This is a genomic window from Demequina muriae (genome assembly GCF_030418295.1).
Lineage (GTDB): Bacteria > Actinomycetota > Actinomycetes > Actinomycetales > Demequinaceae > Demequina > Demequina muriae.
Genome location: NZ_JAUHQA010000001.1, coordinates 2734594 through 2760219, shown reverse-complemented (window position 1 = coordinate 2760219; position 25626 = coordinate 2734594). Strand labels below are relative to the sequence as shown.

General features: G+C 69.5%; 26 protein-coding genes. 21 read left to right on the top strand and 5 right to left on the bottom strand.

The window, feature by feature from the left end:
• Positions 1 to 79: 79 nt before the first annotated feature.
• Positions 80 to 382 carry a YciI family protein gene (locus QQX02_RS13005; protein ID WP_301143604.1) on the bottom strand — a complete coding sequence of 101 codons (303 nt, stop codon included), beginning with the start codon at positions 380 to 382 and terminating at the stop codon, positions 80 to 82.
• Between the two features lie 82 nt (positions 383 to 464).
• On the opposite strand from QQX02_RS13005, the gene uvrA reads away from it, so the two are divergent.
• From uvrA to QQX02_RS12950, 11 genes are all read left to right on the top strand, one after another.
• A complete protein-coding gene (uvrA, locus tag QQX02_RS13000; RefSeq protein WP_301143603.1) occupies positions 465 to 3311 on the top strand; it encodes an excinuclease ABC subunit UvrA in 2847 nt (948 codons plus the stop codon).
• Positions 3312 to 3321: 10 nt separating this feature from the next.
• Positions 3322 to 5205, top strand: a complete 1884-nt coding sequence (gene uvrC, locus QQX02_RS12995; protein ID WP_301143602.1) for an excinuclease ABC subunit UvrC — start codon at positions 3322 to 3324, stop codon at positions 5203 to 5205.
• The gene (gene rapZ, locus QQX02_RS12990) at positions 5202 to 6125 is read left to right on the top strand and encodes an RNase adapter RapZ (RefSeq protein ID WP_301143600.1); all 924 of its coding nucleotides are present in this window, start codon (positions 5202 to 5204) and stop codon (positions 6123 to 6125) included. The genes uvrC and rapZ overlap by 4 nt, the downstream gene beginning before the upstream one ends.
• Positions 6122 to 7090, top strand: a complete 969-nt coding sequence (locus QQX02_RS12985; protein WP_301143598.1) for a gluconeogenesis factor YvcK family protein — start codon at positions 6122 to 6124, stop codon at positions 7088 to 7090. Before rapZ ends, QQX02_RS12985 begins: the two co-directional genes overlap by 4 nt.
• A 4-nt stretch (positions 7091 to 7094) precedes the next feature.
• The gene (gene whiA / locus QQX02_RS12980) at positions 7095 to 8078 is read left to right on the top strand and encodes a DNA-binding protein WhiA (RefSeq protein WP_301143595.1); all 984 of its coding nucleotides are present in this window, start codon (positions 7095 to 7097) and stop codon (positions 8076 to 8078) included.
• Positions 8079 to 8238: 160 nt separating this feature from the next.
• On the top strand, positions 8239 to 9243 hold the full coding sequence (gap, locus tag QQX02_RS12975; protein ID WP_301143594.1) for a type I glyceraldehyde-3-phosphate dehydrogenase: 1005 nt from the start codon (positions 8239 to 8241) through the stop codon (positions 9241 to 9243).
• An 81-nt stretch (positions 9244 to 9324) separates the two neighbouring features.
• Positions 9325 to 10515, top strand: coding sequence for a phosphoglycerate kinase (locus tag QQX02_RS12970; RefSeq protein WP_301143593.1), 1191 nt, complete (start codon positions 9325 to 9327; stop codon positions 10513 to 10515).
• 3 nt (positions 10516 to 10518) lie between these two features.
• Positions 10519 to 11310 (top strand): triose-phosphate isomerase, encoded by a 792-nt coding sequence (gene tpiA, locus QQX02_RS12965; RefSeq protein ID WP_301143592.1) that lies wholly within the window; start codon positions 10519 to 10521, stop codon positions 11308 to 11310.
• 66 nt (positions 11311 to 11376) lie between these two features.
• Positions 11377 to 11622 (top strand): preprotein translocase subunit SecG, encoded by a 246-nt coding sequence (secG, locus tag QQX02_RS12960; RefSeq protein ID WP_062134056.1) that lies wholly within the window; start codon positions 11377 to 11379, stop codon positions 11620 to 11622.
• A gap of 21 nt (positions 11623 to 11643) precedes the next feature.
• Entirely contained in the window at positions 11644 to 12012 is a 369-nt protein-coding gene (locus tag QQX02_RS12955; protein WP_301143589.1) for an RNA polymerase-binding protein RbpA, read from the top strand.
• Between the two features lie 155 nt (positions 12013 to 12167).
• A complete protein-coding gene (locus QQX02_RS12950; protein ID WP_301143588.1) occupies positions 12168 to 12392 on the top strand; it encodes a SelT/SelW/SelH family protein in 225 nt (74 codons plus the stop codon).
• 15 nt (positions 12393 to 12407) lie between these two features.
• On the opposite strand, the gene pgl is transcribed toward QQX02_RS12950, so the two are convergent.
• The 4 genes from pgl to tkt all read right to left on the bottom strand — a co-directional run bounded on the left by pgl (position 12408) and on the right by tkt (position 17702).
• Positions 12408 to 13130, bottom strand: a complete 723-nt coding sequence (gene pgl, locus QQX02_RS12945; protein WP_301143587.1) for a 6-phosphogluconolactonase — start codon at positions 13128 to 13130, stop codon at positions 12408 to 12410.
• Positions 13127 to 14026, bottom strand: coding sequence for a glucose-6-phosphate dehydrogenase assembly protein OpcA (locus tag QQX02_RS12940; protein ID WP_301143586.1), 900 nt, complete (start codon positions 14024 to 14026; stop codon positions 13127 to 13129). Before QQX02_RS12940 ends, pgl begins: the two co-directional genes overlap by 4 nt.
• 14 nt (positions 14027 to 14040) lie before the next feature.
• Positions 14041 to 15558 (bottom strand): glucose-6-phosphate dehydrogenase, encoded by a 1518-nt coding sequence (gene zwf, locus QQX02_RS12935; protein WP_301143585.1) that lies wholly within the window; start codon positions 15556 to 15558, stop codon positions 14041 to 14043.
• A 71-nt stretch (positions 15559 to 15629) separates the two neighbouring features.
• Positions 15630 to 17702: a transketolase gene (tkt, locus tag QQX02_RS12930; RefSeq protein WP_436968517.1), complete on the bottom strand. Its 2073-nt coding sequence runs from the start codon at positions 17700 to 17702 to the stop codon at positions 15630 to 15632.
• Between the two features lie 183 nt (positions 17703 to 17885).
• Between tkt and QQX02_RS12925 the strand changes: the two genes are divergently transcribed.
• The 10 genes from QQX02_RS12925 to QQX02_RS12880 are packed head-to-tail and all read left to right on the top strand — an operon-like array spanning position 17886 to position 25622.
• The gene (locus QQX02_RS12925) at positions 17886 to 18851 is read left to right on the top strand and encodes a heme o synthase (protein ID WP_301143583.1); all 966 of its coding nucleotides are present in this window, start codon (positions 17886 to 17888) and stop codon (positions 18849 to 18851) included.
• A 2-nt stretch (positions 18852 to 18853) separates the two neighbouring features.
• Positions 18854 to 19771, top strand: coding sequence for a site-specific tyrosine recombinase XerD (locus QQX02_RS12920; protein WP_301143764.1), 918 nt, complete (start codon positions 18854 to 18856; stop codon positions 19769 to 19771).
• Positions 19772 to 19795: 24 nt separating this feature from the next.
• Positions 19796 to 20620: a ParA family protein gene (locus QQX02_RS12915; protein WP_301143581.1), complete on the top strand. Its 825-nt coding sequence runs from the start codon at positions 19796 to 19798 to the stop codon at positions 20618 to 20620.
• Positions 20621 to 20636: 16 nt separating this feature from the next.
• Positions 20637 to 21515 carry a segregation and condensation protein A gene (locus QQX02_RS12910; protein ID WP_301143579.1) on the top strand — a complete coding sequence of 293 codons (879 nt, stop codon included), beginning with the start codon at positions 20637 to 20639 and terminating at the stop codon, positions 21513 to 21515.
• Positions 21508 to 22053: an SMC-Scp complex subunit ScpB gene (scpB, locus tag QQX02_RS12905; RefSeq protein ID WP_367304241.1), complete on the top strand. Its 546-nt coding sequence runs from the start codon at positions 21508 to 21510 to the stop codon at positions 22051 to 22053. Before QQX02_RS12910 ends, scpB begins: the two co-directional genes overlap by 8 nt.
• On the top strand, positions 22053 to 22802 hold the full coding sequence (locus QQX02_RS12900) for a pseudouridine synthase (protein ID WP_301143577.1): 750 nt from the start codon (positions 22053 to 22055) through the stop codon (positions 22800 to 22802). Before scpB ends, QQX02_RS12900 begins: the two co-directional genes overlap by 1 nt.
• A gap of 30 nt (positions 22803 to 22832) precedes the next feature.
• On the top strand, positions 22833 to 23195 hold the full coding sequence (aroH, locus tag QQX02_RS12895) for a chorismate mutase (RefSeq protein WP_301143575.1): 363 nt from the start codon (positions 22833 to 22835) through the stop codon (positions 23193 to 23195).
• Between the two features lie 2 nt (positions 23196 to 23197).
• Complete coding sequence (locus tag QQX02_RS12890; protein WP_301143573.1) at positions 23198 to 24253, top strand: prephenate dehydrogenase; 1056 nt, start codon at positions 23198 to 23200, stop codon at positions 24251 to 24253.
• Positions 24250 to 24927, top strand: a complete 678-nt coding sequence (gene cmk, locus QQX02_RS12885) for a (d)CMP kinase (RefSeq protein WP_301143571.1) — start codon at positions 24250 to 24252, stop codon at positions 24925 to 24927. The genes QQX02_RS12890 and cmk overlap by 4 nt, the downstream gene beginning before the upstream one ends.
• Complete coding sequence (locus QQX02_RS12880; RefSeq protein WP_301143569.1) at positions 24924 to 25622, top strand: lysophospholipid acyltransferase family protein; 699 nt, start codon at positions 24924 to 24926, stop codon at positions 25620 to 25622. The genes cmk and QQX02_RS12880 overlap by 4 nt, the downstream gene beginning before the upstream one ends.
• Positions 25623 to 25626 lie beyond the last annotated feature (4 nt).

The window sequence follows — 25626 nt, the reverse complement described above, 5'->3', positions numbered from 1 at the left end:
GGGGGGCTAACCCTGGCCCCCCTGCGGGGGGGGCGCCGGGGCCCCCCCACGGACCGGCCTCAGTCGGTGCTGGGGAGAGTCAGGCCTCGAGGCGGGAGCCGAGGGCCTTCGCCCATGTCGCCGGCCAGCGACGGATTCGGTGCTCCGGGACCAGCGCCGCCGCCACGAACGGGTCGCCCGCGACGATCGACTCGACGTCGTCGACGTCGTCGGCCTCGCACACCAGCAGCGCGCCGGGTGCTCCCTCGTCGTCGTAGCGCCCGTAGGCGTGCATCGTGCCCTCGTCCGCCAGCGCCGCGAGGTACTCGCGGTGCGCGGGACGGTGCAGATCGCGCGCGTCTGCGCGATCGTCGTACACGTATTCGATCGTCCAAGTAGCCATGCCACTCATCCTGCCAGCACCGGTGGGGCGACACGACCGTATCGAACATGCGTTCGAACGAGATTGCACGTAGCATTGCCGTGTGAATGACCGACTCATGGTGCGCGGTGCGCGCGAACACAATCTCAAAGGCGTCGACATCGACCTGCCCCGAGACTCGCTGATCGTCTTCAGCGGACTGTCGGGCTCTGGCAAGTCGTCGCTGGCCTTCGACACGATCTTCGCCGAGGGGCAGCGCCGGTACGTCGAGTCGCTGTCCGCCTACGCGCGCCAGTTCCTGGGCCAGATGGACAAGCCGGACGTGGACTTCATCGAAGGACTCTCGCCAGCGGTGTCGATCGACCAGAAGTCGACCAACCGCAACCCGCGCTCCACCGTGGGCACCATCACCGAGGTGTACGACTACCTCCGCCTGCTGTACGCACGGGTGGGCACCCCGCACTGCCCGGTGTGCGGCGAACGCATCCAGGCGCAGACGCCGCAGCAGATCGTGGACTCCGTGCTCGCGCTGCCGGAGGGCACGCGCTACCAGGTGCTCGCCCCCGTGGTGCGCGGCCGCAAGGGCGAGTACGCGGATCTGTTCGAAGAGCTCCAGCAGCAGGGGTTCGCTCGCGCCCGCGTGGACGGCGAGACGGTTCAGCTCACCGACGTTCCGCAGCTCGAGAAGAAGCTCAAGCACACCATCGAAGTGGTGGTGGACCGGCTCGTGGCGCGGGACGGCGTGCGCCAGCGCCTCACTGATTCGGTCGAGACCGCGCTGCGCATCGCCGAAGGCCTCGTGCTGATCGACCCCGTCGACGACGACATGCCGCCGCGCCGCTACAGCGAGAAGCGCGCGTGCCCCAACGATCACGTGCTGACCCTCGAGGAGGTCGAGCCCCGCACCTTCTCCTTCAACGCCCCGTACGGCGCGTGCCCCGAGTGCACCGGCATCGGTGTGCGTCTCGAGGTGGACCCCGAACTCATCGTGCCCGATCCGGCACTCAGCCTGCGCGATGGCGCCGTCGCGCCGTGGTCGAGCACGTCCACGTCCTCGGAGTACTTCGGTCGCATGATGACCGCGTTGTCGCACGACCTGGACTTCTCGATGGAGACGCCGTGGGAGGACCTCCCGCAGAAGGTCCAGACGGCGATTCTCACCGGCAACGACTATGAGGTCCACGTCAAGTTCCGCAACCGGTTCGGACGGGAGCGGCAGTATACGACCGGCTTCGAGGGCGTCATCACGTGGCTCGAGCGTCTCCACTCGCAGACCGAGTCGGAATGGTCGCGAGAGAAGTACGAGTCCTACATGCGCGAGGTGCCGTGCCCGGTGTGCAAGGGCACCCGTCTCAAGCCCGAGGTGCTCGCGGTGACCATCGGTGGTCACTCGATCGCGCAGGTGTGCGATCTGTCGATCGCGGACGCCCGCGACTTCCTGCTGACCGCGGAGCTCGACGAGCGCGGGCGCCAGATCGCCGTGCAGGTGCTGAAGGAGATCGACGCACGCCTCGGGTTCCTGCTCGACGTCGGTCTGGACTACCTGACCCTGTCGCGCGCCGCCGGAACGCTGTCAGGCGGCGAGGCCCAGCGCATCCGGCTCGCGACCCAGATCGGCAGCGGCCTGGTCGGCGTGCTGTACGTGCTCGACGAGCCGAGCATCGGCCTGCACCAGCGGGACAACCGCCGACTCATCGACACGCTCACCCGCCTGCGAGACCTGGGCAACACCCTCATCGTCGTCGAGCATGACGAGGACACGATCCGCGCGGCCGACTGGATCGTTGACATCGGCCCCGGTGCGGGCGAGCACGGGGGAGAGGTGGTCCACTCGGGCACCTACGACGAGCTCCTCGTCAACGAGCGTTCGATCACCGGCGCGTACGTGGCAGGACGGCGTGCGATTGCCATGCCGGCTGAGCGCCGCCAGCGCGATGCCGATCGTGCCCTGACGGTCGTGGGCGCCCGGGAGCACAACCTGCAGGACATCGACGTGACGTTCCCCTTGGGTGTGCTCACGGCCGTCACCGGGGTGTCGGGATCGGGCAAGTCGACCCTGGTGAATTCGATCCTCTACACGTCGCTCGCCAACACCCTCAACGGCGCGCGTCAGGTCGCCGGGCGCCACACGCGCATCACGGGGACGGACCACCTCGACAAGATCGTCCACGTGGACCAGGGGCCCATTGGGCGCACGCCACGCTCGAACCCCGCCACCTACACGGGTGTGTGGGACAAGGTCCGCAAGCTCTTCGCGGAGACCAACGAGGCCAAGGTGCGCGGCTACGGACCCGGCCGCTTCTCGTTCAACGTCAAGGGCGGCAGGTGCGAGTCGTGCTCCGGCGACGGGACGCTCAAGATCGAGATGAACTTCCTCCCCGACGTGTACGTGCCGTGCGAGGTCTGTCGGGGAGCCCGGTACAACCGCGAGACCCTCGAGGTGCACTTCAAGGGCAAGACGGTCGCCGACGTGCTGGACATGCCGATCGAGCAGGCGGCGGAGTTCTTCGAGGCGATCCCCACGATCTCCCGACACCTGCGCACCCTCGTGGACGTCGGCCTCGGGTATGTGCGGCTGGGTCAGCCGGCGCCTACCCTGTCGGGCGGCGAGGCGCAGCGCGTCAAGCTCGCCTCGGAGCTCCAGCGTCGATCCACGGGTCGCACCATCTACGTCCTCGACGAGCCCACCACCGGCCTGCACTTCGAGGATGTGAGCAAGCTCCTGGGCGTTCTCCAGGACCTGGTGGACAAGGGCAACACCGTCATCGTGATCGAGCACAATCTCGACGTCATCAAGTCGGCGGACTGGGTCATCGACATGGGGCCCGAAGGGGGCAACGGCGGCGGTCTGGTGGTGGCCGAGGGCACCCCGGAGCACATCGCCGACGTCGAGGCGAGCCACACCGGTCGGTTCCTCAAGGAGATCCTCGGCGTCGAGGCCCCCGCGTAGGCTGGCGGCCGTGACCAACCCCGCGGACTACCGGCCCGCGCCCGGCAGCATTCCCACGGACCCGGGCGTGTATCGCTTCCGTGACCCCCACGGACGAGTCGTCTACGTGGGCAAGGCGAACAACCTCCGCGCCCGGCTGTCGAGCTACTTCCAGTCGCTGAGCGGTCTGCACCCACGGACGCAGCAGATGGTGACCACGGCCGCATCGGTCGAGTGGACCGTCGTGCGCAACGAGGTCGAGGCGCTCATCCTCGAGCACACGTGGATCAAGCAGTACGACCCGCGGTTCAACGTGAGGTTCAAGGACGACAAGTCCTACCCGTATCTGGCCGTGACGCTCAACGAGAAGTACCCGCGCATGCAGGTGATGCGGGGCGATCGCAAGCAGGGAGTCCGGTACTTCGGCCCGTACGCGCGGGCATGGGCCATCCGCGACACGGTCGATACGCTGCTGACCGCGCTGCCCGTGAGGACCTGCGCACCGGGCGTGTTCCGCAAGGCCGAGCGCCAGGGGAGGCCCTGCCTCCTGGGCTACATCGACAAGTGCTCCGCCCCGTGCGTGGGGCGCATCTCGGAAGAGGACCATCGTGCGTTGGCGGAGCGAGTGTGCGCCGTGCTGGGCGGCGACGCGAAGGGGATGATCCGCGACCTCACGCAGGCGATGACGGATGCGTCGGAACGCGAGGACTTCGAGGCCGCGGCCCGGGCCCGCGACCGGCTGCGCGCCTTGCGGGACGTGATGGATCGCAACTCCATCGTGCTCTCTCCAGGGACCGATGCGGACATCTTCAGCCTGCTCGATGACGAGATGGAGGCCGCGGCACACGTCTTCCATGTGCGCGACGGGCGCATCACGGGCGAGCGTGGGTGGGTCGTGGACAAGCCGGAGCCGGTCGGACCATCAGGTCTCGTGGCCCAGCTGATCCAAGAGGCGTACGCCGGGGCCGACCGTGAGGAGGTGCCTCCGGAGATCCTCGTGCCCGAGATTCCTGACGGGGCCGATGCGGTGCGGACGTGGCTGCGCGGCGTGCGTGGTGCCGCCGTCGCGATCAAGGTTCCCGCGCGAGGGAAGAAGGCCGAGCTCGCGCAGACGGGTCATCAGAATGCGCGCCAGGTGCTCGAGCAGCATCGGCTGCGGCGCGCATCGGACCTCACCACCCGGGCGGCGGCGCTTCAGGAGCTGCAGGAATCGATCGGCATGGACCAGGCGCCGCTGCGCATCGAGTGCTACGACATCTCCCACACCGGCGGCACCAACCAGGTGGGCTCCATGGTGGTGTTCGAGGACGGGCTGCCCCGCAAGGCGGAGTACCGCCAGTTCTCCATCGCCGACGGGACGGACGACACGGCCGCGATGCGCGAGGTGCTGACGAGGCGCTTCCGGCGCTATCTCGAGGAGTCGGCGCTGCCTCCGGAGGAGCGCGACAGTGCGCGCTTCGCCTACCCCCCGCAACTGGTGCTCGTCGACGGCGGCCTCCCGCAGGTCAACGTCGCGCGTGAGGCACTCGACGACCTGGGCATCCATGACGTCACCGTCGTGGGCCTCGCCAAGCGCCTCGAGGAGGTCTGGGTGCCTGGCGAGGAGTTCCCGGTCATCATGCCGCGTGGGTCCGAGGCGCTGTTCCTGCTGCAGCGACTGCGTGACGAGGCGCACCGGTTCGCGATCACCCGCCACCGCAGCCGGCGTGGCAAGGCGATGAAGGCGTCGGCCCTCGACGAGGTGGCGGGGGTGGGACCCACTCGCGCCGCCGCGCTCATCCGGCACTTCGGCTCCCTCGCGAAGGTGCGCGAGGCGTCGGTGGAACAGATCGCGCTCGTCCCTGGCATCGGCGCACGGACGGCGGCGACGATTCATGCCGCGGTCCGAGGCGGCAATGGCATGCTGGAGCCATGAGCGACGAGGCAGCGGCAGTCACCTATCCCTCCGGCATCCCCCGGCCCACCTTCGAGACCCCGGCGACGGTGCCGGAGCTGCTGGTGCTCACCGGCATGTCGGGAGCAGGCCGGACCAAGGCCTCGGCCGTGCTGGCGGATCTGGGGTGGTACGTGGTCGACAACCTGCCGCCCCACCTGCTCGCGGGACTGGTGTCCGCGCACATCTCCGGAGAGGCCCAGCGCCGGCTCGCCGCGGTGGTGGACGTGCGCGGCGGGGAGTTCTTCCAGGATCTCGACACCGTGATGGACGACCTCGAGCGCAAGGGCGTACCGGTGCGGGTGCTGTTCCTGGACGCATCGGACGCGACCCTGGTGCGCCGCTTCGAGGAGGCACGCCGTCCCCACCCGCTCCAGGGCGACGGCACCATCCTCGAAGGAATTGCCCGCGAGCGAGAGCGGGTCGCCGACGTGCGCGATCGCGCCGACCTCGTGATCGACACCAGCTCGTTGAACGTCCACCAACTGCGCGACGTGATGACCACCGAGGTCGCCCAGGAGGTGCCCGCGCTGCAGATCAACGTGCTGTCGTTCGGGTTCAAGAACGGGATCCCTGCCGACGCGGACTATGTGGCGGACGTGAGGTTCCTCGACAATCCTCATTGGCAGCCAGAACTGCGGCCGTTGACGGGCCTCGACGCCGCCGTCCGCGACCACGTGCTCGCCTCGGACGGCGCACGGGAGTTCATCGACGGCTACGCCGAGGTGGTGCACGGGGCGCTCCGTCACTATCGGGCCCACGACAAGCATTCGGTCACGATCGCCGTCGGCTGCACGGGCGGACGTCACCGCTCCGTCGCCATTGCCGAGGCGCTCGGGACGGCGCTGCGCACCCGCGGACACCAAGTGCGCACCACGCATCGGGACCGGTCTGGCACATGACGGGCGAGGCGCGGATCGTCGCTCTGGGCGGCGGTCACGGGCTGTACGCATCGCTGACCGCGCTGCGGGACCTCACGCCCGAGCTCACGGCCATCGTGACCGTGGCGGACGACGGAGGGTCGTCGGGACGGCTGAGGTCGGAACTCGGGATCGTGCCTCCGGGCGACCTGCGGATGGCGCTCAGCGCGCTGTGTGCGGACAACGACTGGGGCCGCACCTGGCGAGACGTCCTGCAGTGGCGATTCGCGACGGACGGGCCGCTCAACGGGCACGCGCTGGGCAACCTGCTGATCGCCGCCCTCTGGGAGCGCAACGGAGACGTCGTCGACGGTCTCGCATGGGTGGCCAGTCTGCTTCAGGCACACGGTCGCGTGCTGCCTCTGTCGGCTGATCCGCTGGAGGTGAGCGCGCTCGTGCGCGACGACTCCGGCGTGCGCGAAGTCCAGGGCCAGGTCGCGGTCGCGACGGCGCACGGATCGATCGAGGAGCTGCGACTGTCGCCGGCCAGCCCCGTGGTGCCGCGCGAGACGGTCGAGGCGATCGATGCCGCGGATCTGGTGGTGCTCGGCCCGGGCAGCTGGTATACCTCGGTCCTCACCCACTTCATGGTGCGACCGGTCGCCGACGCCTTGGTCCGTGCCGGTCAGCGCAGCGTGCTGGTGCTCAACGTCGGCCATGACGACGAGGAGACCGCCGGCACCGGAAGGGCCGATGACGTGCGGGCGCTGCAGCGCATGGCGCCGGACTTCGTGCCCCGCACCGTGCTGGTGGACTCGGAGCACCGCGACGAGCCGGGCCTGGCCGATGCGGTGGGGCGCTGGGGCGCGCGTCTCCTGGTGGCACCGGTGCGCGACGGGCTCGGAGCCCCGGCGCATGACCCTCACGCGCTTCGGCGCGAGCTCGCCCGCGTCGCGATCGAGCAGGGCCTCGCGGTCCGCGGCGCCGAGCGAGGAGTGGCAGGATAGCGCCATGGCATTGACCGCTCAGGTGAAGGACGAGCTCGCGCGCGTCGCCGTCGAGAAGACGTCGGCCCGCAAGGCAGAGGTCGCGACGACGCTGAGGTTCGCAGGCGGACTCCACATCGTCTCGGGTCGCATCGTCATCGAGGCGGAGCTCGACACGGCGATCGCCGCGCGCCGGCTGCGCGGCTTTATCCACGAGGTGTACGGGCTGTCGAGCGAGATCATCGTGGTCTCGGGCGGCGGCCTCAAGAAGGGCAACCGCTACGTGGTCCGCGTGGTCAAGGAGGGCGAGTCGCTCGCCCGCCAGACCGGACTGCTGGACCACCGCGGCCGCCCGGTGAGAGGACTGCCCCCGCAGGTCGTCGGCGGCTCGATCGAGGACACGGTGGCCGCGTGGCGCGGGGCATTCCTCGCTCACGGCTCGCTGACGGAGCCGGGACGGTCGTCGGCTCTCGAAGTCACGTCGCCAGGACCGGAGGCGGCCCTGGCACTCGTCGGCGCCGCCCGCAGGCTCGGCGTGAGCGCGAAGTCCCGGGAGGTTCGCGGGATCGACCGCGTGGTGATCCGCGATGGCGAGGCGATCTCGCAGCTGCTGACGCGACTCGGCGCTCATGATTCGGTGCTCGAGTGGGAGAACAAACGGACCCGACGCGAGGTGCGGGGCACGGCCAATCGCCTCGCGAACTTCGACGACGCCAACCTGCGTCGCAGCGCTCAGGCCGCCGTCGCGGCCGGTGCGCGCGTGCACCGAGCCTTCGAGATCCTCGGCGACGAGGTTCCGGACCACCTGCAGGAGGCGGGACGACTGCGCCTCGAGAACCGCGATGCCTCGCTCGAGGAGCTGGGCAAGCTCGCGTCGCCGCAGCTCACCAAGGACGCTGTGGCGGGCCGCATCCGCCGTCTGCTGGCCACCGCGGACAAGCGCGCTGAGGAGTTGGGGATCCCCGACACCGAGGCCGGAATCAGTCAGGACCTGCTCGAACTGGAGTGACAGTTTGCAGGACTTTCGTACCGTGCCAGACGGGTCTGGTTAGTAGTAGGCTGGCATAAGTGGCCTGTTCCGAACGGGCTCCCCGCGCACGTCGAGGTGCGCACCTGCATCCATCCACAACCGCGCCGGTCTCGTCCGGCGCAAGTCGAGGAGATCAATAGTGACCATCAAGGTCGGCATCAACGGCTTCGGCCGCATCGGACGCAACTTCTTCCGCGCCGCGCTCGCATCGGGAGCGGACATCGAGGTGGTGGGGATCAACGACCTCACCGACAACGCGACCCTCGCACACCTGCTCAAGTACGACTCCATCCTCGGCCGTCTCGGCAAGGACGTGTCGTTCACCGAGGACAGCATCACCGTCGACGGTCACACCTTCGCCGCCTCGGCCGAGCGCGACCCGGCCAACCTCAAGTGGGCCGACCTCGGCGCTGACGTCGTCATCGAGTCGACCGGCTTCTTCACGGACGCCACCAAGGCGCAGGCGCACATCGACGCCGGTGCCAAGAAGGTCATTATCTCGGCCCCGGCCAAGAACGAGGACGCGACCTTCGTGATGGGCGTGAACCACGAGGACTACGACCCCGCCTCGCACCACATCATCTCGAACGCTTCGTGCACCACGAACTGCCTCGCACCGCTCGCGAAGGCGCTGAACGACGGCATCGGCATTGAGAAGGGCCTGATGACGACGATCCACGCCTACACCGCCGACCAGAACCTGCAGGACGCGCCTCACAAGGACCTGCGTCGCGCCCGCGCCGCCGCACTGAACATCGTGCCGACGTCGACTGGTGCCGCCAAGGCCGTCGCACTCGTGCTGCCGGAGCTCAAGGGCAAGCTGGACGGCTACGCCCTGCGCGTGCCCGTCGCCACTGGTTCCGCGACCGACCTCACCTTCACCGCCTCGCGTGAGACCTCCGTCGAGGAGATCAACGAGATCGTCAAGAAGGCCGCCGATGGCGCCATGAAGGGCTTCCTCGTCTACACCGAGGACCCGATCGTGTCGAAGGACATCGAGACGGACCCGGCCTCGTCGATCTTCGACTCTGGCCTCACCAAGGTGATCGGCGACCAGGTCAAGGTCGTCTCCTGGTACGACAACGAGTGGGGCTACTCGAACCGCCTCGTGGACCTCACGGTCTTCGTCGGCGACAAGCTCTGAATCACCCCGAGATCATGACGACGTCCGCGTACGCACTGCGTGCGCGGACGTCGTCATGTCTGGACCACTAAGGACACTGTGATGAAAACGATCGACAGCCTGGGCGACCTCACCGGCAAGAAGGTGCTGGTCCGCTCCGACCTCAACGTGCCGCTCGACGGCACCACGATCACCGACGACGGCCGCGTGCGCGCGTCGGTGCCCACGATTCAGACGCTCCTCGACGCCGGCGCCGCCGTCATCGTGATGGCGCACCTCGGCCGCCCTGGCGGCGAGCCCAAGCCCGAGTACTCGCTCGCGCCCGCGGCCGCGCGTCTGTCCGAGCTGCTCGGCCAGCCCGTGACCCTCGCGGACGACCTCGTCGGCGAGTCGGCTGCCGCCACCGTGGCGGCGCTCCAGTCCGGCCAGGTCGCCATGCTGGAGAACGTGCGCTACGACGCCCGTGAGACCTCGAAGGTCGACGCCGAGCGTGAGGAGCTCGCCGCAGAGCTGGCGGCCTTCGCGGATGCGTTCGTGTCCGACGGCTTCGGCGTCGTGCACCGCAAGCAGGCCTCGGTCTACGACATCGCCACGCTGCTCCCGGCGGCGGCAGGCACGCTCGTGCAGAACGAGGTGGAGTCGCTGTCGCGCGCCACCACCAACCCCGAGCGTCCCTACGTCGTCGTGCTCGGCGGTTCGAAGGTCTCGGACAAGCTGGGCGTCATCGCCAACCTGCTGGGCAAGGCGGACCGCCTGCTGATCGGTGGGGGCATGGTGTTCACCTTCCTCGCGGCCAAGGGCCACGCGGTGGGCAACTCCCTGCTCGAAGAGGACCAGATCGAGGCAGTCAAGGGCTACCTCGCGACAGCCGAGGCCAACGGCGTCGAGATCGTGCTCCCCGAGGACATCGAGGTCGCCTCCGCTTTCGCGGCTGACGCCGAGCACAAGACCGTGCCCGCCGATCAGATCCCCGATGGGTGGATCGGCCTGGACATCGGCCCCGTCGCCGCGAAGGCGTTCGGCGCCAAGATCGCCGACGCGAAGACCATCGTCTGGAACGGCCCCATGGGCGTGTTCGAGTTCGACGCCTTCGCTGGGGGCACCAAGGCCGTGGCGCAGGCGATGATCGACTCGGACGGCTTCTCCGTCGTCGGTGGCGGCGACTCGGCTGCGGCCGTGCGCCGTCTCGACTTCGACGAGGCCGGCTTCAGCCACATTTCCACGGGCGGCGGCGCGTCGCTCGAACTGCTCGAAGGCAAGGTCCTGCCGGGCCTGGCCGTTCTGGAGGACTGACCTATGGCACGCACGCCGCTGATCGCTGGCAACTGGAAGCTCAACCTCGACCACCTCGAGGCCACTCACACGGTGCAGAAGCTGGCCTGGCTGCTGCGCGACGCGAAGCACGACTTCGCCGACGTGGAGGTCGCGGTGCTGGCGTCGTTCACGTCGATCCGGTCCGTGCAGACTCTCGTCGACGCGGATCAGCTCGAGATCAAGTACGGCGCACAGGACATCTCGCAGCACGCCTCCGGCGCGTACACCGGCGAGGTTGCGGGTTCACAGCTCGCGAAGCTGGGCGTCTCGTACGTCGCAGTGGGCCACTCCGAGCGTCGCGAGTACCACGGCGAGACCGACGAGGTCGTCGCGGCGAAGGCCGCCGCCGCCTTCGAGAGCGGCATCGTGCCGATCGTCTGCGTGGGCGAAGGCCTCGACGTGCGCAAGGAGGGCCGCCAGGTCGAGTACACGCTCGCCCAGCTCGACGGCTCGCTTGCAGGGCTCCCCGCCGACAAGGCGAAGGACGTCGTCATCGCCTATGAGCCCGTCTGGGCCATCGGCACCGGTGAGGTCGCCACTCCGGCCGACGCCCAGGAGGTCTGCGCCGCGATCCGTGGACGGCTCGCCGAGTTGTACGACGCAGAACTGGCCGACGGCGTGCGCGTGCTGTACGGCGGTTCGGTGAAGTCCGGGTCCATCGCTCAGCTGATGGCCGAGACCGACGTCGACGGAGGTCTGGTGGGCGGTGCGAGCCTCGATCCTGAGGAGTTCGCGAAGATCGCCCGTTTCCGTGCCCACCAGGTGGGTCTGTAGCCGGTCCACGCCGCGCGACTCGTCGCGTATCCTGGTAGGCGTTCGATCCGGATCTGAAGGAGAGCTGTGGACATTCTCGAGACCACGCTGTGGGTGCTGCTGGTGATCACCAGCGTCATCATCATCGGCCTGGTGCTGATCCACCGCGGACGCGGCGGCGGCATCACCGACATGTTCGGCGGTGGATTCGCCTCTGGAGTGCAGTCCTCCGCGGTCGGCGAACGCAATCTGTCACGCATCACGTGGATCGTCGCGGTGCTGTGGGGCATGATCGTCGTGCTGCTGGGTCTCATCACCCGGTATTCGTTCTAACGCCAATTCCGAGGGGGAATCATGGCAGGTGGAAGTGCGATCCGTGGATCGCGTGTAGGAGCAGGGCCGCTCGGCGAGGACGAGCGCGGCGAGTCCGCGCCTCGGCAGATGGTCCAGTACTTCTGTGCGCGTGGCCACGTGACCTCTCCGAGCTTTGCGATGGGCGACGAGGGGGAGGCGCCGGAGATCCCGCTCGAGTGGGATTGTCCCAAGTGCGGCTTCCCGGCCGGGCTCGACGCGGACAACCCGCCTGAGCCCATTCGCAACGAGCCCTTCAAGACGCACCTCGCGTACGTCAAGGAGCGCCGTTCGGAGGAAGAGGGCGAGGCGTTGCTGGCCGAGGCACTCGATGTGCTGCGCCAGCGGCGCATGGCCATCGCTGACTCCTGACGCTCGCGACTGCATCGAGACCGTCCGTGCCCCTCGGGGCCGGGCGGTCTCGTGCGTTCGGGGGCGGGCCGCCCTCGCGGCTGTTCGGGGCATCCGCGCTCAGCCGGTAGCGTCGGGGGTGGGCATCGTGCCCGCCCTTCGACACGAGGAGAACCATGCAGATCGAGATCGAGTACTGCGTCCCATGCGGCTATCTTGACCGCGCGATGGATGCGCAGCGCACCCTGCTGAGCACCTTCGGCCAGCACCTCGAGGGCGTCACGCTCAAGCCGGGAGAGAAGGGCGTCTTCACGTTCCGCGCGGACGACGACGTCATCTACGCGAAGCCTGCCGACTTCGACATCACGACGATCGTCGAGGCGGTCAAGGCGCGCCTCTGACGCGCGACGCGTCGATCAGATGCTGGTCGCGGCCGCCGCATCGATCAGCCACAGCGTCCGATCGGACCCGGCGACCGCGGCCCCGGGCAGCTCGAGGTCTCCACGCAGGCAGCGGGCGACGACGTCCGCCTTCGCCTCGCCGGCCGCGATCACCCACACTTCGCGCGCGCGGTTGATGGTCTCGAGAGCCAGCGACACGCGCGTGGGCGGGGGCTTGGGGGAGTCGTGCACGGCGAGCGTCGGCGAGCCCGTTGCGGCAAGGCCCGGGTGGCCGGGGAAGAGCGACGCGACGTGGCCGTCAGGGCCCAGCCCGAGCATGAGCACGTCGAAGGCGGGCGAGCCCGCGTCGGCGTACTCGCGCGCGTAGGCCGTGGCCGCGTCCTCCGCGGTCGCGAACTGTCCCTCGGCTCCCATGCGGTGGATGTTCTCCTCCGGCAACGGAAGGGACGCGAGCAGGGCCGACTGTGCCTGGCCCTCGTTGCGGTCCGCGTCACCGACGGGAACGAAGCGCTCGTCGCCCCACCACACGTGGACATCCGTCCAGTCGATGGCCGTCGCGAGCGGCGATGCGGCGACGGCCGCAAGGGTGGCGATCCCGACGGTGCCGCCGGTGACCACCACATCGGCCCGCTCCCGGTGGGCCAGGGTGTCTCCGATGCGCAGCAGCAGGCGCGCTGCGGTGGCGTCGGCGACAGCCTCGGCATCCGCGTAGACGATCACCTCACGCGCGGCCGTCATGACCCACTCCGCAGCTGCGCGTACTGGGCCAGCGACTCACCGTAGACAGGGTCGTCGTCGAGGCGGCGCAGCTCCTCCGCCAGGCAGTCTCCGAGGGTGCGGGCCGGCAGTGCGATCGTGTGGTCGGGCTGTCCTGGCTGGGTGAGCGTGGCGTTGTGCCCGTCGGGTCGGTGGATGCCGATCTCGCCAGACGGCGTCTCGAGCACGATCGACTGAAGGCCGCGCACCTGATCCGAGTAGGTCGCCTCGAACTCGCAGCCGAGCGCATGCTGGAGCCAGGCCCCGAGGAGCAGGATCGACGGACTGCCAGTGTCGCCGTGCAGCCGTGCCTTGGTGACCTCGCGGTCGCCCACCTGCTCGAGTGCCGCGGCGAGCAGGGCGCGCCACCGCGTCACGCGCGTCCAGGCCAGGTCGGTATCGCCAGGCTGGTAGGCCTCCGCGAGCCTCACCAGCACCTGATCGGGGTGGTCCTCACCCTTGGTGTCGGTGATGCGTCGGGCAGCCATGCGCCCGATGCCGGACCCGGCCGTGGCCGCGGGGACCGCAGCCGGCCACCACGCGACGATGGGGGCGTCGGGGAGCAGCAGGGGAGTGACCAGGGTGTCGGCGTGCGCCACCTGCTCGCCGGACGGGCGCAGCACCACCACCTCGGAGGCGCCGGCATCTCCGCCGACGCGAAGCTCAGCATTCAGACAGTCGTCGCCACACTCCTCGGGGGACACCACGATGATGCGGCACGGGTGCTCGCGCGACGCGACATTGGCCGTCTCGATGGCGGCCTCGACGTCGGCGTCCGTCGCGTCGATGACGAGCGTCATGACGCGACCGAGCGTGATCACGCCGTAGTCCTTGCGGGCCTGCACCAGCTGCTTGTTGATCGCGGACGTGGTGGTCATGGGCATCGTGTAGATCATGGGCGCCTCCAGACGCGGCCGTCCTTGGTGAGCATCGCGTCGGCGCTCGCCGGTCCCCACGTGCCAGAGCGGTACTGCTCCGGCTGTCCCTGCGTCTCCCAGTGAGCGGTGACGGGGTCGAGAAGCTTCCAGGACAGCGCCACCTCCTCATGCCGGGGGAACAGCGGGGGGTCGCCCAGCAGCACGTCGAGAATCAGCCGCTCGTACGCCTCGGGGGAGGACTCGACGAATGAGTTCCCGTACGCGAAGTCCATGGTGACGTCCCGGACCTCCATCTGCGTGCCGGGCACCTTGGACCCGAACCGCAGAGTGACGCCCTCGTCGGGCTGCACGCGGATGACGAGCGCGTTGTTCCCGACGTCGACTCCCTCGATCTCCTGGAAGTACGGGCTCGGCGCCTTCTTGAAGACCAGCGCGATCTCGGTGACGCGCCGGCCGAGCCGCTTGCCTGCACGAAGGTAGAACGGCGTGCCGGCCCATCGACGGTTGGAGACGTCGAGCCGGATCGCCGCGTAGGTCTCGGTGATCGACTCGGGGTCGATGCCGTCCTCGTCGAGGTAGCCGCCCACCTGCTCGCCGCCACGCCAGCCGGCGGAGTACTGCCCGCGCGCCGTGTTGGCGCTCAGGTCCGCGGGCAGCTTCGCCGCCCGGAGTACCTTCTCCTTCTCGTCGCGCAGGTCGTTCGCGTCGAACGTCGCGGGCTCCTCCATCGCGGTGAGGGCGAACAGCTGGAGCAGGTGGTTCTGGATGACGTCGCGGGCCTGACCGATGCCGTCGTAGTACCCCGCGCGCGACCCGATGCCGATGTCCTCGGCCATCGTGATCTGCACGTGGTCGATGTATTGGCTGTTCCAGATGGGCTCGAAGAGCTGGTTCGCGAAGCGCAGCGCCAGCAGGTTCTGCACCGTCTCCTTGCCCAGGTAGTGGTCGATGCGGAACACGGAGTCCGGCGGAAAGACGTCGGAGACCACTGCGTCGAGTTCGTTGGCCGACTGCAGATCATGCCCGAACGGCTTCTCGATCACGACCCGGCGCCACGCGCCTTCCTTGGGATCCGACAGGCCGGAGTCGCGCAGCTGCGTGAGCACCTGCGGGAAGGCCGACGGCGGGATCGACAGGTAGAACGCGTGGTTGCCGCCGGTGCCGCGGCGCTCGTCGAGCTCCTCGACGGTGCGGCGCAGTTCCTGGAACGCGTCAGGATCATCGAACGTGCCCTGCACGAACCGAATGCCCTCAGCCAGCTGCTTCCAGGTCTCGTCACGGAACGGAGTCCGTGCGTGCTCACGGACGGAGTTGTACACGACCTCCTCGAAGTCCTGGCGTTCCCAGTCCCGCCGGGCGAAGCCCGTCAGGGCGAAGGCGGGCGGCAGGAGTCCGCGGTTGGCGAGGTCATACACGGCGGGCATGAGCTTCTTGCGAGCGAGGTCGCCCGTGACGCCGAACATCACCAGGCCACAGGAGCCGGCGATGCGGGGAAGCCTGCGATCCCGGGGATCACGCAGGGGGTTGTTCACGTGAGGTAGGCCCTTCGATTCGGTGGTCCGCGGTGAGGGGACTGCGTGCGCCGTCCCCTCACCGCGTCCGGTCACTTGGCGGCTTCGAGGGACTCGCGGGCGTGCGCCGCGACGTTCTCGGCGGTGAAGCCGTACTTCTCGAACAGCAGGTTCGCGTCTGCCGAGGCGCCGTAGCTCTCGATCGAGACGATGCGGCCCGCATCGCCCACGAGGTCGTGCCACGACAGGGCGATTCCCGCCTCGACGGCGACACGCGCCTTGACGGCCGCGGGGATCACGGACTCGCGGTACGCCTCGTCCTGGTTGTCGAACCATTCGCGGCACGGCATGGACACCACGCGGGCGTGGATGCCGTCCTTCGCGAGCAGCTCCTTGGCGCCCATCGCGTGCTGCACCTCGGAGCCGGTGGCGATCAGCACCACGTCCGGAGTCCCGTCCGTGTCCGCCAGCACGTAGCCGCCCTTGAGGACGCCCTCGGCGCCGCCCAGGTCGGTGCGGTCGAACGTGGGCACTCCCTGGCGCGTCAGGATGATGCCCGCAGGGCCCTCGACGCGCTCGAGGATGCCGCGCCATGCGTACGACGTCTCGTTGGCGTCCGCCGGGCGCACCACGGCGAGGCCGGGGATCGCCCGCAGCGCGGCGAGGTGCTCGATCGGCTGGTGCGTGGGGCCGTCCTCGCCGAGGCCGATGCTGTCGTGCGTCCACACGAAGATGCTCGGGGCCTTCATGAGCGCTCCCAGGCGAACGGCGGGCCGCATGTAGTCGGAGAACGTCAGGAAGGTGCCGCCGTAGGCGCGGGTCGGCCCGTGCAGCGCGATGCCGTTGAGGATCGCTCCCATGGCGTGCTCGCGGATGCCGAAGTGCAGGGTGCGGCCGTAGATGTTGCCGGCGAACTTCTCCGTGGAGCGGTGCTCGGGGAGGAACGACGGCTCGCCCGCCATTGTGGTGTTGTTCGAGCCTGCGAGGTCGGCCGAGCCGCCCCACAGCTCCGGCAGCACCGGCGCGAGGGCGTTGAGCACCTCGCCAGACGCGGCGCGGGTCGCGACGGACTTGCCGGCCTCGAACACGGGGAGCGCATCGGTCCAGCCCTCGGGCAGCTGCTCGGAGTTGAAGCGGGCGAGCAGGGCCGCACGCTCCGGGTTCTCCGCCTCCCACCGGGCGAACACGCCGTTCCACTCGGAGTGGGCCTGCTGGCCCCGCTCGCGCACCTTGAGGGAGTGCTCGAGAATCTCGGGCTCGACTTCGAAGGTCTTCTCGGGGTCGAAGCCCAGGAGCTCCTTGAGCGCCTTGACCTCGTCGCCGCCGAGCTTCGAGCCGTGGATGCCGCCGGTGTCCTGCTTGGTGGGCGACGGCCAGCCGATGATCGTGCTGAGGGCGATGAAGGACGGCTTGCCGGTCTCTGCCTTCGCAGCGGCCAGGGCGTCGGCCAGGGCGTCGATGTCCTCGACGTAGTCCTCGCCGGCCTTCTTCCACTGCACGTGGTGGGTGTCCCAGCCGTATGCCGCGTACCGGGCGATGACGTCCTCGGTGAAGGCGACGTCGGTGTCGTCCTCGATCGAGATGTTGTTGTCGTCCCAGATCAGAATCAGGTTGCCGAGCTCCTGGGTGCCGGCGAGCGACGACGCCTCGGCGGAGACGCCCTCCTGGAGGTCGCCGTCGGAGGCGATGACGTAGATGTGGTGGTCGAACGGGCTCTCGCCTGCGGCCGCGTCCGGGTCGAGCAGGCCGCGCTCACGTCGAGCAGCCATGGCCATGCCGACGGCGGTGGCCACACCCTGGCCCAGCGGGCCGGTGGTCGTCTCGACCCCGTCAGTGTGGTGGTACTCGGGGTGACCAGGCGTGCGCGAGCCCCAGGTCCGCAGCGCCTTGATGTCGTCCAGGTTCAGGTCGTAGCCGGACGCGAACAGCTGCAGGTACTGCGTCAGCGACGAGTGCCCGGCTGACAGCACGAACCGGTCGCGACCGAGCCACCGCGAGTCGGACGGGTCGTGGCGCATGACGTTCTGATAGAGCAGGTACGCGGCGGGCGCGAGCGAGATGGCCGTGCCGGGGTGGCCGTTGCCGACCTTCTCGACGGCGTCGGCGGCAAGAACGCGAAGGGTGTCGACGGCGCGGCGATCCGCGTCGGTCCAATTGACGGTCACAGAATTCTCCCAAGGACTCGTGTGCTGATTCTCCGCCAGCCTACCGGGCACAGTGCCGCCGCGGGCACGCATCGGCCCTCTTCACAGGCGCGGACGCGCGCGCGTGAGAGGGCGGACATATGGGCGTCATGCCGGCCCGCGCGCTGGGGGTCCCGGCCCCCGGTGCGCAGGTAGGATGGTGGCATGTCCTCCGCCGCCTCTGTGACCGACGAGGTGCCCGCGCCCACCGTGCCGCGGTGGCTGCTCGCCACCCGTCGGCTCAAGGCCTACGTGGCGCTCACCAAGCCTCGGATCATCGAGCTGCTGCTGGTCACGACGATCCCCACGATGGTGCTCGCGGCCGATGGCTGGCCCTCCTGGTCGCTCGTGGTCGCCACCCTCATCGGCGGCGCGCTCGCCGCCGGCGGCGCCAACGTCTTCAACAGCTACATCGACCGTGACATCGATGCCGTGATGAAGCGCACCCAGAACCGTCCGCTCGTCACGGGCGCCGTGACGCCGCGAGCGGCACTCGTGTTCGCGTGGGCTCTCAGCATCGCCGCGACCGCGTGGTTCCTGTGGGTCGTGGGGTCGCCGCTGGCGACGGTGCTCGCCGTCCTGGCCATTCTTGGCTACGCGGTGGGGTACACCCTCATCCTCAAGCGCCGCACCTCGCAGAACATCGTGTGGGGCGGCCTCGCGGGCTGCATGCCCGTGCTGATCGGCTGGGCGGCCGTGACGGAGTCGCTGTCGTGGACGCCGGTGCTGCTGTTCGCGGTCATCTTCTTCTGGACCCCACCGCACTACTGGCCGCTGTCGATGCGGTTCCGTCGCGACTACGCCAACGCCGAGGTGCCGATGCTCCCGGTGGTCGCGTCGACGCGACGCGTCGCGATCGAGATGATCGCGTATGCAGTGGCGATGGTCGCCGCGACTCTGGTGCTCGTGCCCGTGGCGGGCATGACGTGGGTCTATCTCGCCGTCGCCGTCGGCTCGGGCGCCTGGTTCGTGGGCGGCTGCATCCGGCTCTACCGGCGCTCGGAGCGGGGGGAGTCCAAGCTCCGCGAGATGCGGCTGTTCCGTGACTCGATCACGTACCTGAGCCTGGTCTTCGCCGCCGTGCTGATCGATCCCTTCCTCCCCGATGCGCTGACCGTCCTGCAGGCGTGAGCATGCTCGCAGACGAGCTCGAGGCCTATTTGGCGCACGTGACCGTCGAGCGGGGACTCAGCAAGAACACTGTCGCGGCGTATCGCCGCGACCTCGGGCGATATGAGACGTTCCTGAGTGGGCGTGGTCGTCCGGGGCTCGCGGAGGCGACGCGCGCTGACGTCGCCGCCTTCGCCGAGGCGATCGGCACCGGCGATGACGGAGGGCGCGCACTCGCCCCCGCATCGGCCTCGCGCACGGTGGTCGCCGTGCGTGGTTGGCACCGATTCGCCGTGGCTGAGGGATGGACGCGCGACGACCCCTCGCTGGACGTCAAGCCGCGGTCCGTTCCCAAGCGCCTCCCGAAGGCCATCTCCACCGACGACGTCGCGCGGATCCTCGACCAGGCCGGCGCCGGCGACGGCGTGGGGCCCGTGAGGGATCGCGCTCTGCTCGAACTGGTCTACGCCTCCGGCGCGCGCATCTCGGAGGCCATCGGTCTCGACGTCGACGACGTGGCTCTGGCCCCGGGGGAGCAGGCGGTGCTGCTGAGGGGCAAGGGACGCAAGGAGCGGGTGGTGCCCATCGGGTCATACGCGGCCGATGCGCTCGACGCCTACCTGGTGCGCGCCAGGTCCGCGCTTGCCCAGTCGGGCCGGGGGACCGCCGCGCTCTTTCTCAACACCCGCGGTTCACGGCTGTCCCGCCAGAGCGCGTGGTCGATCCTGAAGGTGGCGTCCGAGCGCGCCGGAGTCTCTGGGGTGTCGCCCCACACCCTGCGTCACTCGTTCGCGACGCACCTGCTGTCCGGCGGGGCTGACGTGCGGGTCGTCCAGGAGCTGCTGGGCCATGCGTCCGTCACCACCACGCAGATCTACACCGCGGTGACCCAGGACGCATTGCGAGAGGTCTATGCCGCGACGCACCCGCGTGCCCGCTGAGCGGCCCCGTCCGGGTTCGGTAGTGTGGGCCGGGTGACCGACTTCCCCGAACCGACCCCGCTGCGAGGGCACGGCCCGGCCCGAGTGATCGCCCTGTGCAACCAGAAGGGCGGCGTCGGAAAGACCACCACCACCGTCAACCTCGCGGCAGCGCTCGCCGAGTACGGACGCAAGGTGCTGGTGGTCGACTTCGACCCGCAGGGCGCTGCCTCCGCCGGTCTCGGAGTGAACCCCAACGAGCTCGACACCACGGTGTACGACCTGCTCATGCGCTCGTCAGTGGGCATCGACGAGATCGTGCGCAAGACCCCGGTCGACGGCCTCGACCTCGTGCCCGCGAACATCGACCTGTCCGCCGCAGAGGTGCAGCTGGTGGGCGAGGTGGCGCGCGAGTCGACGCTGGCGCGCGGACTGCGCCCGGTCCTCGACGACTACGACGTGGTCCTCATCGACTGCCAGCCATCGCTGGGCCTGCTCACCGTGAACGCCCTGGTGGCGGCACACGGCGTGATCATCCCGCTCGCCTGCGAGTACTTCGCCATGCGCGGCGTCGCGCTGCTCGTGGAGACCATCGACAAGGTGCAGGATCGGCTCAACCCGCGCCTGGCCGTCGACGCGATCATCCCCACCATGTATGACGGTCGCACGCTGCACGCGCAGGAGGTCGTCGAACGGGTCCGGGAGCGGTTCGGCGACAAGGTCACGCAGACGATGATCCACCGCACCGTGAAGTTCCCGGACGCGACGGTCGCCGCCGAGCCCATCACGACGTTCGCCCCCAAGCACACGGGCGCGGAGCAGTACCGCACCCTCGCCCGCGAGCTCGTCGCCTGGGGCGTCGCGGCCTGACCGCGACCGTCCGACCGTGACCGTCCCGACGGAGGCCCCAGCCGGGGAGCAGCGTCCGGCGTTCTCGGTGCACCTGGACAACTTCGAGGGTCCGTTCGACCTGCTGCTGTCTCTCATCTCCAAGCACGAGATGGAGATCACGGACGTCGCCCTTGCCCGCGTGACCGATGAGTTCCTCGCCACGATCGCCGCGCACGAGACGGACTGGGACCTGTCGCAGGCGAGCGAGTTCCTGGTCGTCGCGGCCACCCTGCTCGACATGAAGGCGGCACGGCTGCTTCCCCAGGGGCAGGTCGATGACGTCGAGGACCTGGAGATGCTCGAGGCGCGCGATCTGCTGTTCGCGCGCCTGCTGCAGTACCGGGCGTACAAGCTGGTCGCCGGCACGTTCTCCCAACTGCTCGCGGCGCCCAGGCGACTCCCGCGCGACGTGACCCTGGAGCCGCACTTCGCGATGCTGCTGCCGGAGCTGGTGTGGTCGGTCACGCCCGACGACCTGGCGCGCCTCGCTGCCCACGCGCTGCAGCCCAAGCCTGAACAGGCGGGGGTGAGCCTGACGCACCTGCACGCCCCAGCGGTGAGCGTGAGGGAGCAGGCCGCGCTCGTCACGAGCAGGCTGCAGCGTGAGCGCGTGGTGACCTTCCGCGCGCTCGTGCAGGACGCGGATCACGTGAACGTGGTCGTCGCGCGGTTCCTCGCCCTGCTTGAATTGTTCAAGGAGGCGGTGGTCGCCTTCGAACAGATGAGATCGCTCGGCGAGCTCACGATCCGCTGGACAGGCGGAGACGGGGACGTGGACATCGAGGTGTCCGACGAGTTCGACGAGGGCGCCGCCGGCGGTGCCCCCGAAGCGGATGGGTCGGCACAGGAGACGGAGACGCGATCGGATGACTGACGTGCACACGAGGGGCGCCATCGAGGCGATCCTGATGGTCGTGGATGAGCCCGTGGATGCGGCAGACCTCGCCGCGGCGGTGGACGTGCCGCTGGACCAGGTGATCGCGGTGCTCCACGAGCTGCGCGACGAGTACGCCGACCCCGCCGCGCCGCGAGGGTTCGAGCTCCGCGAAGTCGACGGTCGCTGGCGCATCTACTCCTCGCGTCTGTACGCCGATGCGGTGGGCACGTTCATCGTCGAGGGCCAGTCCGCGCGGCTGTCCCAGGCGGCGCTCGAGACCCTCGCCGTCGTGGCGTACCGGCAGCCGGTGACCCGTGGCCAGATCTCTCAGGTGCGCGGGGTGAGCGTGGACTCCGTCATGAAGACGCTGAGCGCGCGGTCGCTCGTCACCGAGGTGGGCGAGGTGGGCGGCGCCGTGCAGTACGGCACGACCACCGAGTTCCTCGAGCGGCTGGGCCTCGCCTCGCTCGACGACCTTCCCGAGCTCGCGCCGTACCTGCCCGACCTCGCTGACATCGATGGAGAGGGCCGCTGATGGATGAGCTCGAAGTGCACCGCCCCGAGGGCGTGCGATTGCAGAAGGTGCTGGCGGCCGCGGGAGTGGGGTCGCGTCGCAAGTGCGAGATCCTCATCGAACGTGGGCTCGTCAAGGTCAACGGCGAGGTGGTCGACCAGCTCGGCGTCCGCGTCAATCCCGACGAGGTGACGATCGAGGTCAAGGGTCAACGCATCAGCGTCGACGACTCGAAGGTCGTCGTGGTGCTCAACAAGCCCGCGGGTGTGGTCTCCACGATGAGCGACCCCCAGGGGCGTCGATCCCTGGACGAGTTCGTCGCCGACTTCGAGGAGCGGCTGTTCCACGTCGGCAGGCTCGACGCGGAGACCACGGGGGTGCTGCTGCTCACGAACGATGGCGACCTCGCCAACCGGCTCGCCCACCCCTCGCACGGGGTCCCGAAGGTGTATGTCGCCAAGGTCGAGGGCCGCGTGCCGAAGTCGCTGTGCACCATGCTGCGTGCGGGGGTGGATCTCGACGACGGACCGGTGCGCGTGACCGATTGCGCCATCCTCGACGCACGCGATGACGCCTCCCTCGTCAAGGTGGAGCTCCACGAGGGTCGCAACCGCATCGTGCGCCGCATGCTCGACAAGGCCGGGCACCCGGTGATCGACCTGGTCCGCACCGACTTCGGGCCGATCTCCCTGGGCACCCTGCAGCCGGGCCAGGTGCGTCGGCTCGGTCGCGAAGAAGTCGGTTCGCTGATGAAGGTCGCGGGGCTCTGAGGCGGTGCGCTGGCCGATACGATGGTCCCCATGCCTCTGAGAGCCATCCGCGGAGCGACCACGCTCGAGCGCGACGAGCGAGAACACCTGCATCAGCGCACGCAGGAACTCGTCGAGGCCGTCGTGGCCGCCAACTCCCTCGAGACCGATGACATCGTCTCCGTGATCTTCACCTGCACTCCCGACATCGTCAGTGACTTCCCCGCCGCAGCGGCGCGCGAGCTGGGATTCGGCGCCGTGCCGCTCATGTGCGCCCAGGAGATGGCGGTTCCGGGTGCGCTCCCGCTCGTGGTCCGGGTGATGATGCACGCCGAGACCGGCCGGTCCCGGAACGAGATCACCCACGTGTACCTTCACGACGCGGTGTCTCTGCGGCGCGACCTGGCGCAGTAGCCATGGATGGCTCGCTGCCGCGCACCCACGTCATCGGCGCGGGACTCATCGGCGCGTCCATCGGCATCGGCCTGAGCGCTGAGGGCTGGCCGGTGACCATTGAGGACGCCGACCCCGAGACTCAGGCGCTCGCCCACGCGATCGGCGCGGGACGGGCGCCGGAGGGTTCCGCCCCCGACCTGGTCATCGTCGCAGTGCCGCCTGCCCTCGCCGCCACCGTGGTCGCGGGAGCCCTCGAGCGCTGGGCCGACGCCGTCGTCACCGACGTGGCGAGCGTCAAGGCGCCGATCGCCCGGGCAGCTCACGCCACCGGTCATGGCGATCGATACGTGGGGTCGCACCCCATGGCGGGTCGCGAGATCTCCGGGGCCCTCGCGGCGCAGGGCGACCTGTTCAAGGCCCGGCCGTGGGTGCTGTGCCCCAATGGTGCGACAGCGCACGCCGTCGAGCTCGTGTCGCGCGTGCCGCACGCGCTCCAATGCGACCTCGTCACGATGGACGCTGACGCGCACGACGCCGCGGTCGCGCGGGTGTCGCATGCGCCCCAGGTCGCGGCCTCCGCTGTGGCCGCCGCGCTCGGCACCCTGGGGCCCGATGACGTGGCGCTGGCCGGACAGGGACTGCGGGACGTGACGCGCATCGCGGCCTCCGACCCCCGCATGTGGGCGGACATCGCGCGGCTCAACCGCCACGCGCTGGTGGCGACGCTGACGCACATCATCGACGACCTCGAGGACGTCCGGGACTCGGATGACGTGGGCGAGGCGCTCACCGACCTGATCGAACGCGGACGTGTCGAGGTGGCGCGCATCCCTGGCAAGCACGGTGGGGCCAAGCGGGAGTGGATCCCCGTGACCGTCATCGTCCCCGACGAGCCAGGACAGCTGCTGCGGCTGCTGTCCGACGTGGCCTCGGTCGGCGTGAACGTCGAAGACATCACCATCGAGCACTCGCCACGACAGCCCGTGGGACTCACCACGCTTCACGTCCTGCCCGCCAAGGCGGACGAGCTGTCGCGAGCGCTCATCGCACACGAGTGGGAGATCGCAGCCTCATGACTGGAATCGTCATCGCCATCGACGGGCCCGCGGGCACCGGCAAGTCCACCGTGTCCCGCGAGGTCGCCACCCGCCTGGGTCTGGCGTACTTCGACACGGGAGCGACGTACCGGGTCGCGACCCTCGCGTGCCTCATGGAAGGCGTGGACTTCGCCGTCACCAGCGATGTCGCAGCCATGGTCGCCACGATGAACGTCGAGCTGGTGCTCGATCCGCGCAACCCGCGCGTGCTGCTCGATGGTGAGGACGTCTCGCGCCAGATCCGCACCGACACGGTCGCCCTCACGGTGTCGAAGGTCGCCACCAACCTCGAGGCGCGCCCCATCCTGCAGGAGATGCAGCGTGAGGTCATCCGGTTGGAGCGCGACGGCGGGATGTCCCGAGGCAGGGGAGTGTGCGTCGAAGGCCGCGACATCACCACGGTGATCGCGCCCGATGCCGACGTCAGGGTCCTCATGACGGCCGACGACGAGGTGCGGGTGGCGCGCCGTGCGGGCGAAGGCGCGGACGTCGCGACCGTACGCGAGGCGGTGCTGGGTCGAGATCGACGTGACTCCGCCGTCGTGAGCTTCCATGAGGCCACTGATGGCGTCCACACCCTCGACACCACCGACCTGACCATCGAGGAGGCGGTGCGAGCGGTGGTGCAGCTCGCGCACGAGGCGGCACTGTGACGGGATCCGACGCGCCGAGCGCCTGGGGACCGCGATGGTCCCGGTGGGTCGGCGTCGCGCTCGCGCGGGGCTGGTGGGCGACCGAGGTCCGCGGTCGCGAGCATCTGCCTCGGCGGGGCGCCGCCATCGTGGTCGCGAATCACGTGGGCTTCATCGACGGTCCCGTGCTGCACGGCGTCGTGTCTCGACCGTCCCACTTCCTCATCGGGTCTCACATGTACCGCGGTGCGCTCGGACCCATCCTGCGCGCCGCTGGCCAGATCCGCGTCGAGGGCGCCGGCAGGACGGCGCTGGCGCAGGGGCTCGCCGTGCTGCGCCGAGGCGGCGTGGTGGGCATGTTCCCGGAAGGCACGCGAGGCGCGGGCACGGCCGATGCGGTGCACGGCGGTGCTGCGTGGCTGGCACTCCAGTCGGGGGCGCCCATCGTCCCGACGGCGCTGATCGGCACTCGCCGAGCAGGCGAGCCGGTCAGCGTGTGGCCCCCGCCGCGACGCCGCATCCTGGCGGCGTTCGGCGCGCCCGTGACGCTCGCTCCACCCGCGGATCTCAAGGGCCGCAGGCGTCAGGAGTGGGCCCAGCAGGCCGTCGCCGCTGCGCTGCGTGCACAGGTGGAGGCGACGCTCGCTGACACCGACCTCCGTTTGCCGGGGGATGATGGGGGCCGGACTATCGCAAGCATCGAGGAGAACGCATGAGCGA

Bases quoted from the DNA above. Each gene is read 5' to 3' on its own strand.
- QQX02_RS13005 (WP_301143604.1), bottom strand. From the start codon at position 382: ATGGCTACTTGGACGATCGAATACGTGTACGACGATCGCGCAGACGCG.
- rapZ (WP_301143600.1), top strand. From the start codon at position 5,202: ATGAGCGACGAGGCAGCGGCAGTCACCTATCCCTCCGGCATCCCCCGG.
- QQX02_RS12985 (WP_301143598.1), top strand. From the start codon at position 6,122: ATGACGGGCGAGGCGCGGATCGTCGCTCTGGGCGGCGGTCACGGGCTG.
- whiA (WP_301143595.1), top strand. From the start codon at position 7,095: ATGGCATTGACCGCTCAGGTGAAGGACGAGCTCGCGCGCGTCGCCGTC.
- QQX02_RS12970 (WP_301143593.1), top strand. From the start codon at position 9,325: ATGAAAACGATCGACAGCCTGGGCGACCTCACCGGCAAGAAGGTGCTG.
- tpiA (WP_301143592.1), top strand. From the start codon at position 10,519: ATGGCACGCACGCCGCTGATCGCTGGCAACTGGAAGCTCAACCTCGAC.
- QQX02_RS12955 (WP_301143589.1), top strand. From the start codon at position 11,644: ATGGCAGGTGGAAGTGCGATCCGTGGATCGCGTGTAGGAGCAGGGCCG.
- QQX02_RS12950 (WP_301143588.1), top strand. From the start codon at position 12,168: ATGCAGATCGAGATCGAGTACTGCGTCCCATGCGGCTATCTTGACCGC.
- pgl (WP_301143587.1), bottom strand. From the start codon at position 13,130: ATGACGGCCGCGCGTGAGGTGATCGTCTACGCGGATGCCGAGGCTGTC.
- QQX02_RS12940 (WP_301143586.1), bottom strand. From the start codon at position 14,026: ATGACCACCACGTCCGCGATCAACAAGCAGCTGGTGCAGGCCCGCAAG.
- QQX02_RS12925 (WP_301143583.1), top strand. From the start codon at position 17,886: ATGTCCTCCGCCGCCTCTGTGACCGACGAGGTGCCCGCGCCCACCGTG.
- QQX02_RS12920 (WP_301143764.1), top strand. From the start codon at position 18,854: ATGCTCGCAGACGAGCTCGAGGCCTATTTGGCGCACGTGACCGTCGAG.
- scpB (WP_367304241.1), top strand. From the start codon at position 21,508: ATGACTGACGTGCACACGAGGGGCGCCATCGAGGCGATCCTGATGGTC.
- QQX02_RS12900 (WP_301143577.1), top strand. From the start codon at position 22,053: ATGGATGAGCTCGAAGTGCACCGCCCCGAGGGCGTGCGATTGCAGAAG.
- aroH (WP_301143575.1), top strand. From the start codon at position 22,833: ATGCCTCTGAGAGCCATCCGCGGAGCGACCACGCTCGAGCGCGACGAG.
- QQX02_RS12890 (WP_301143573.1), top strand. From the start codon at position 23,198: ATGGATGGCTCGCTGCCGCGCACCCACGTCATCGGCGCGGGACTCATC.
- cmk (WP_301143571.1), top strand. From the start codon at position 24,250: ATGACTGGAATCGTCATCGCCATCGACGGGCCCGCGGGCACCGGCAAG.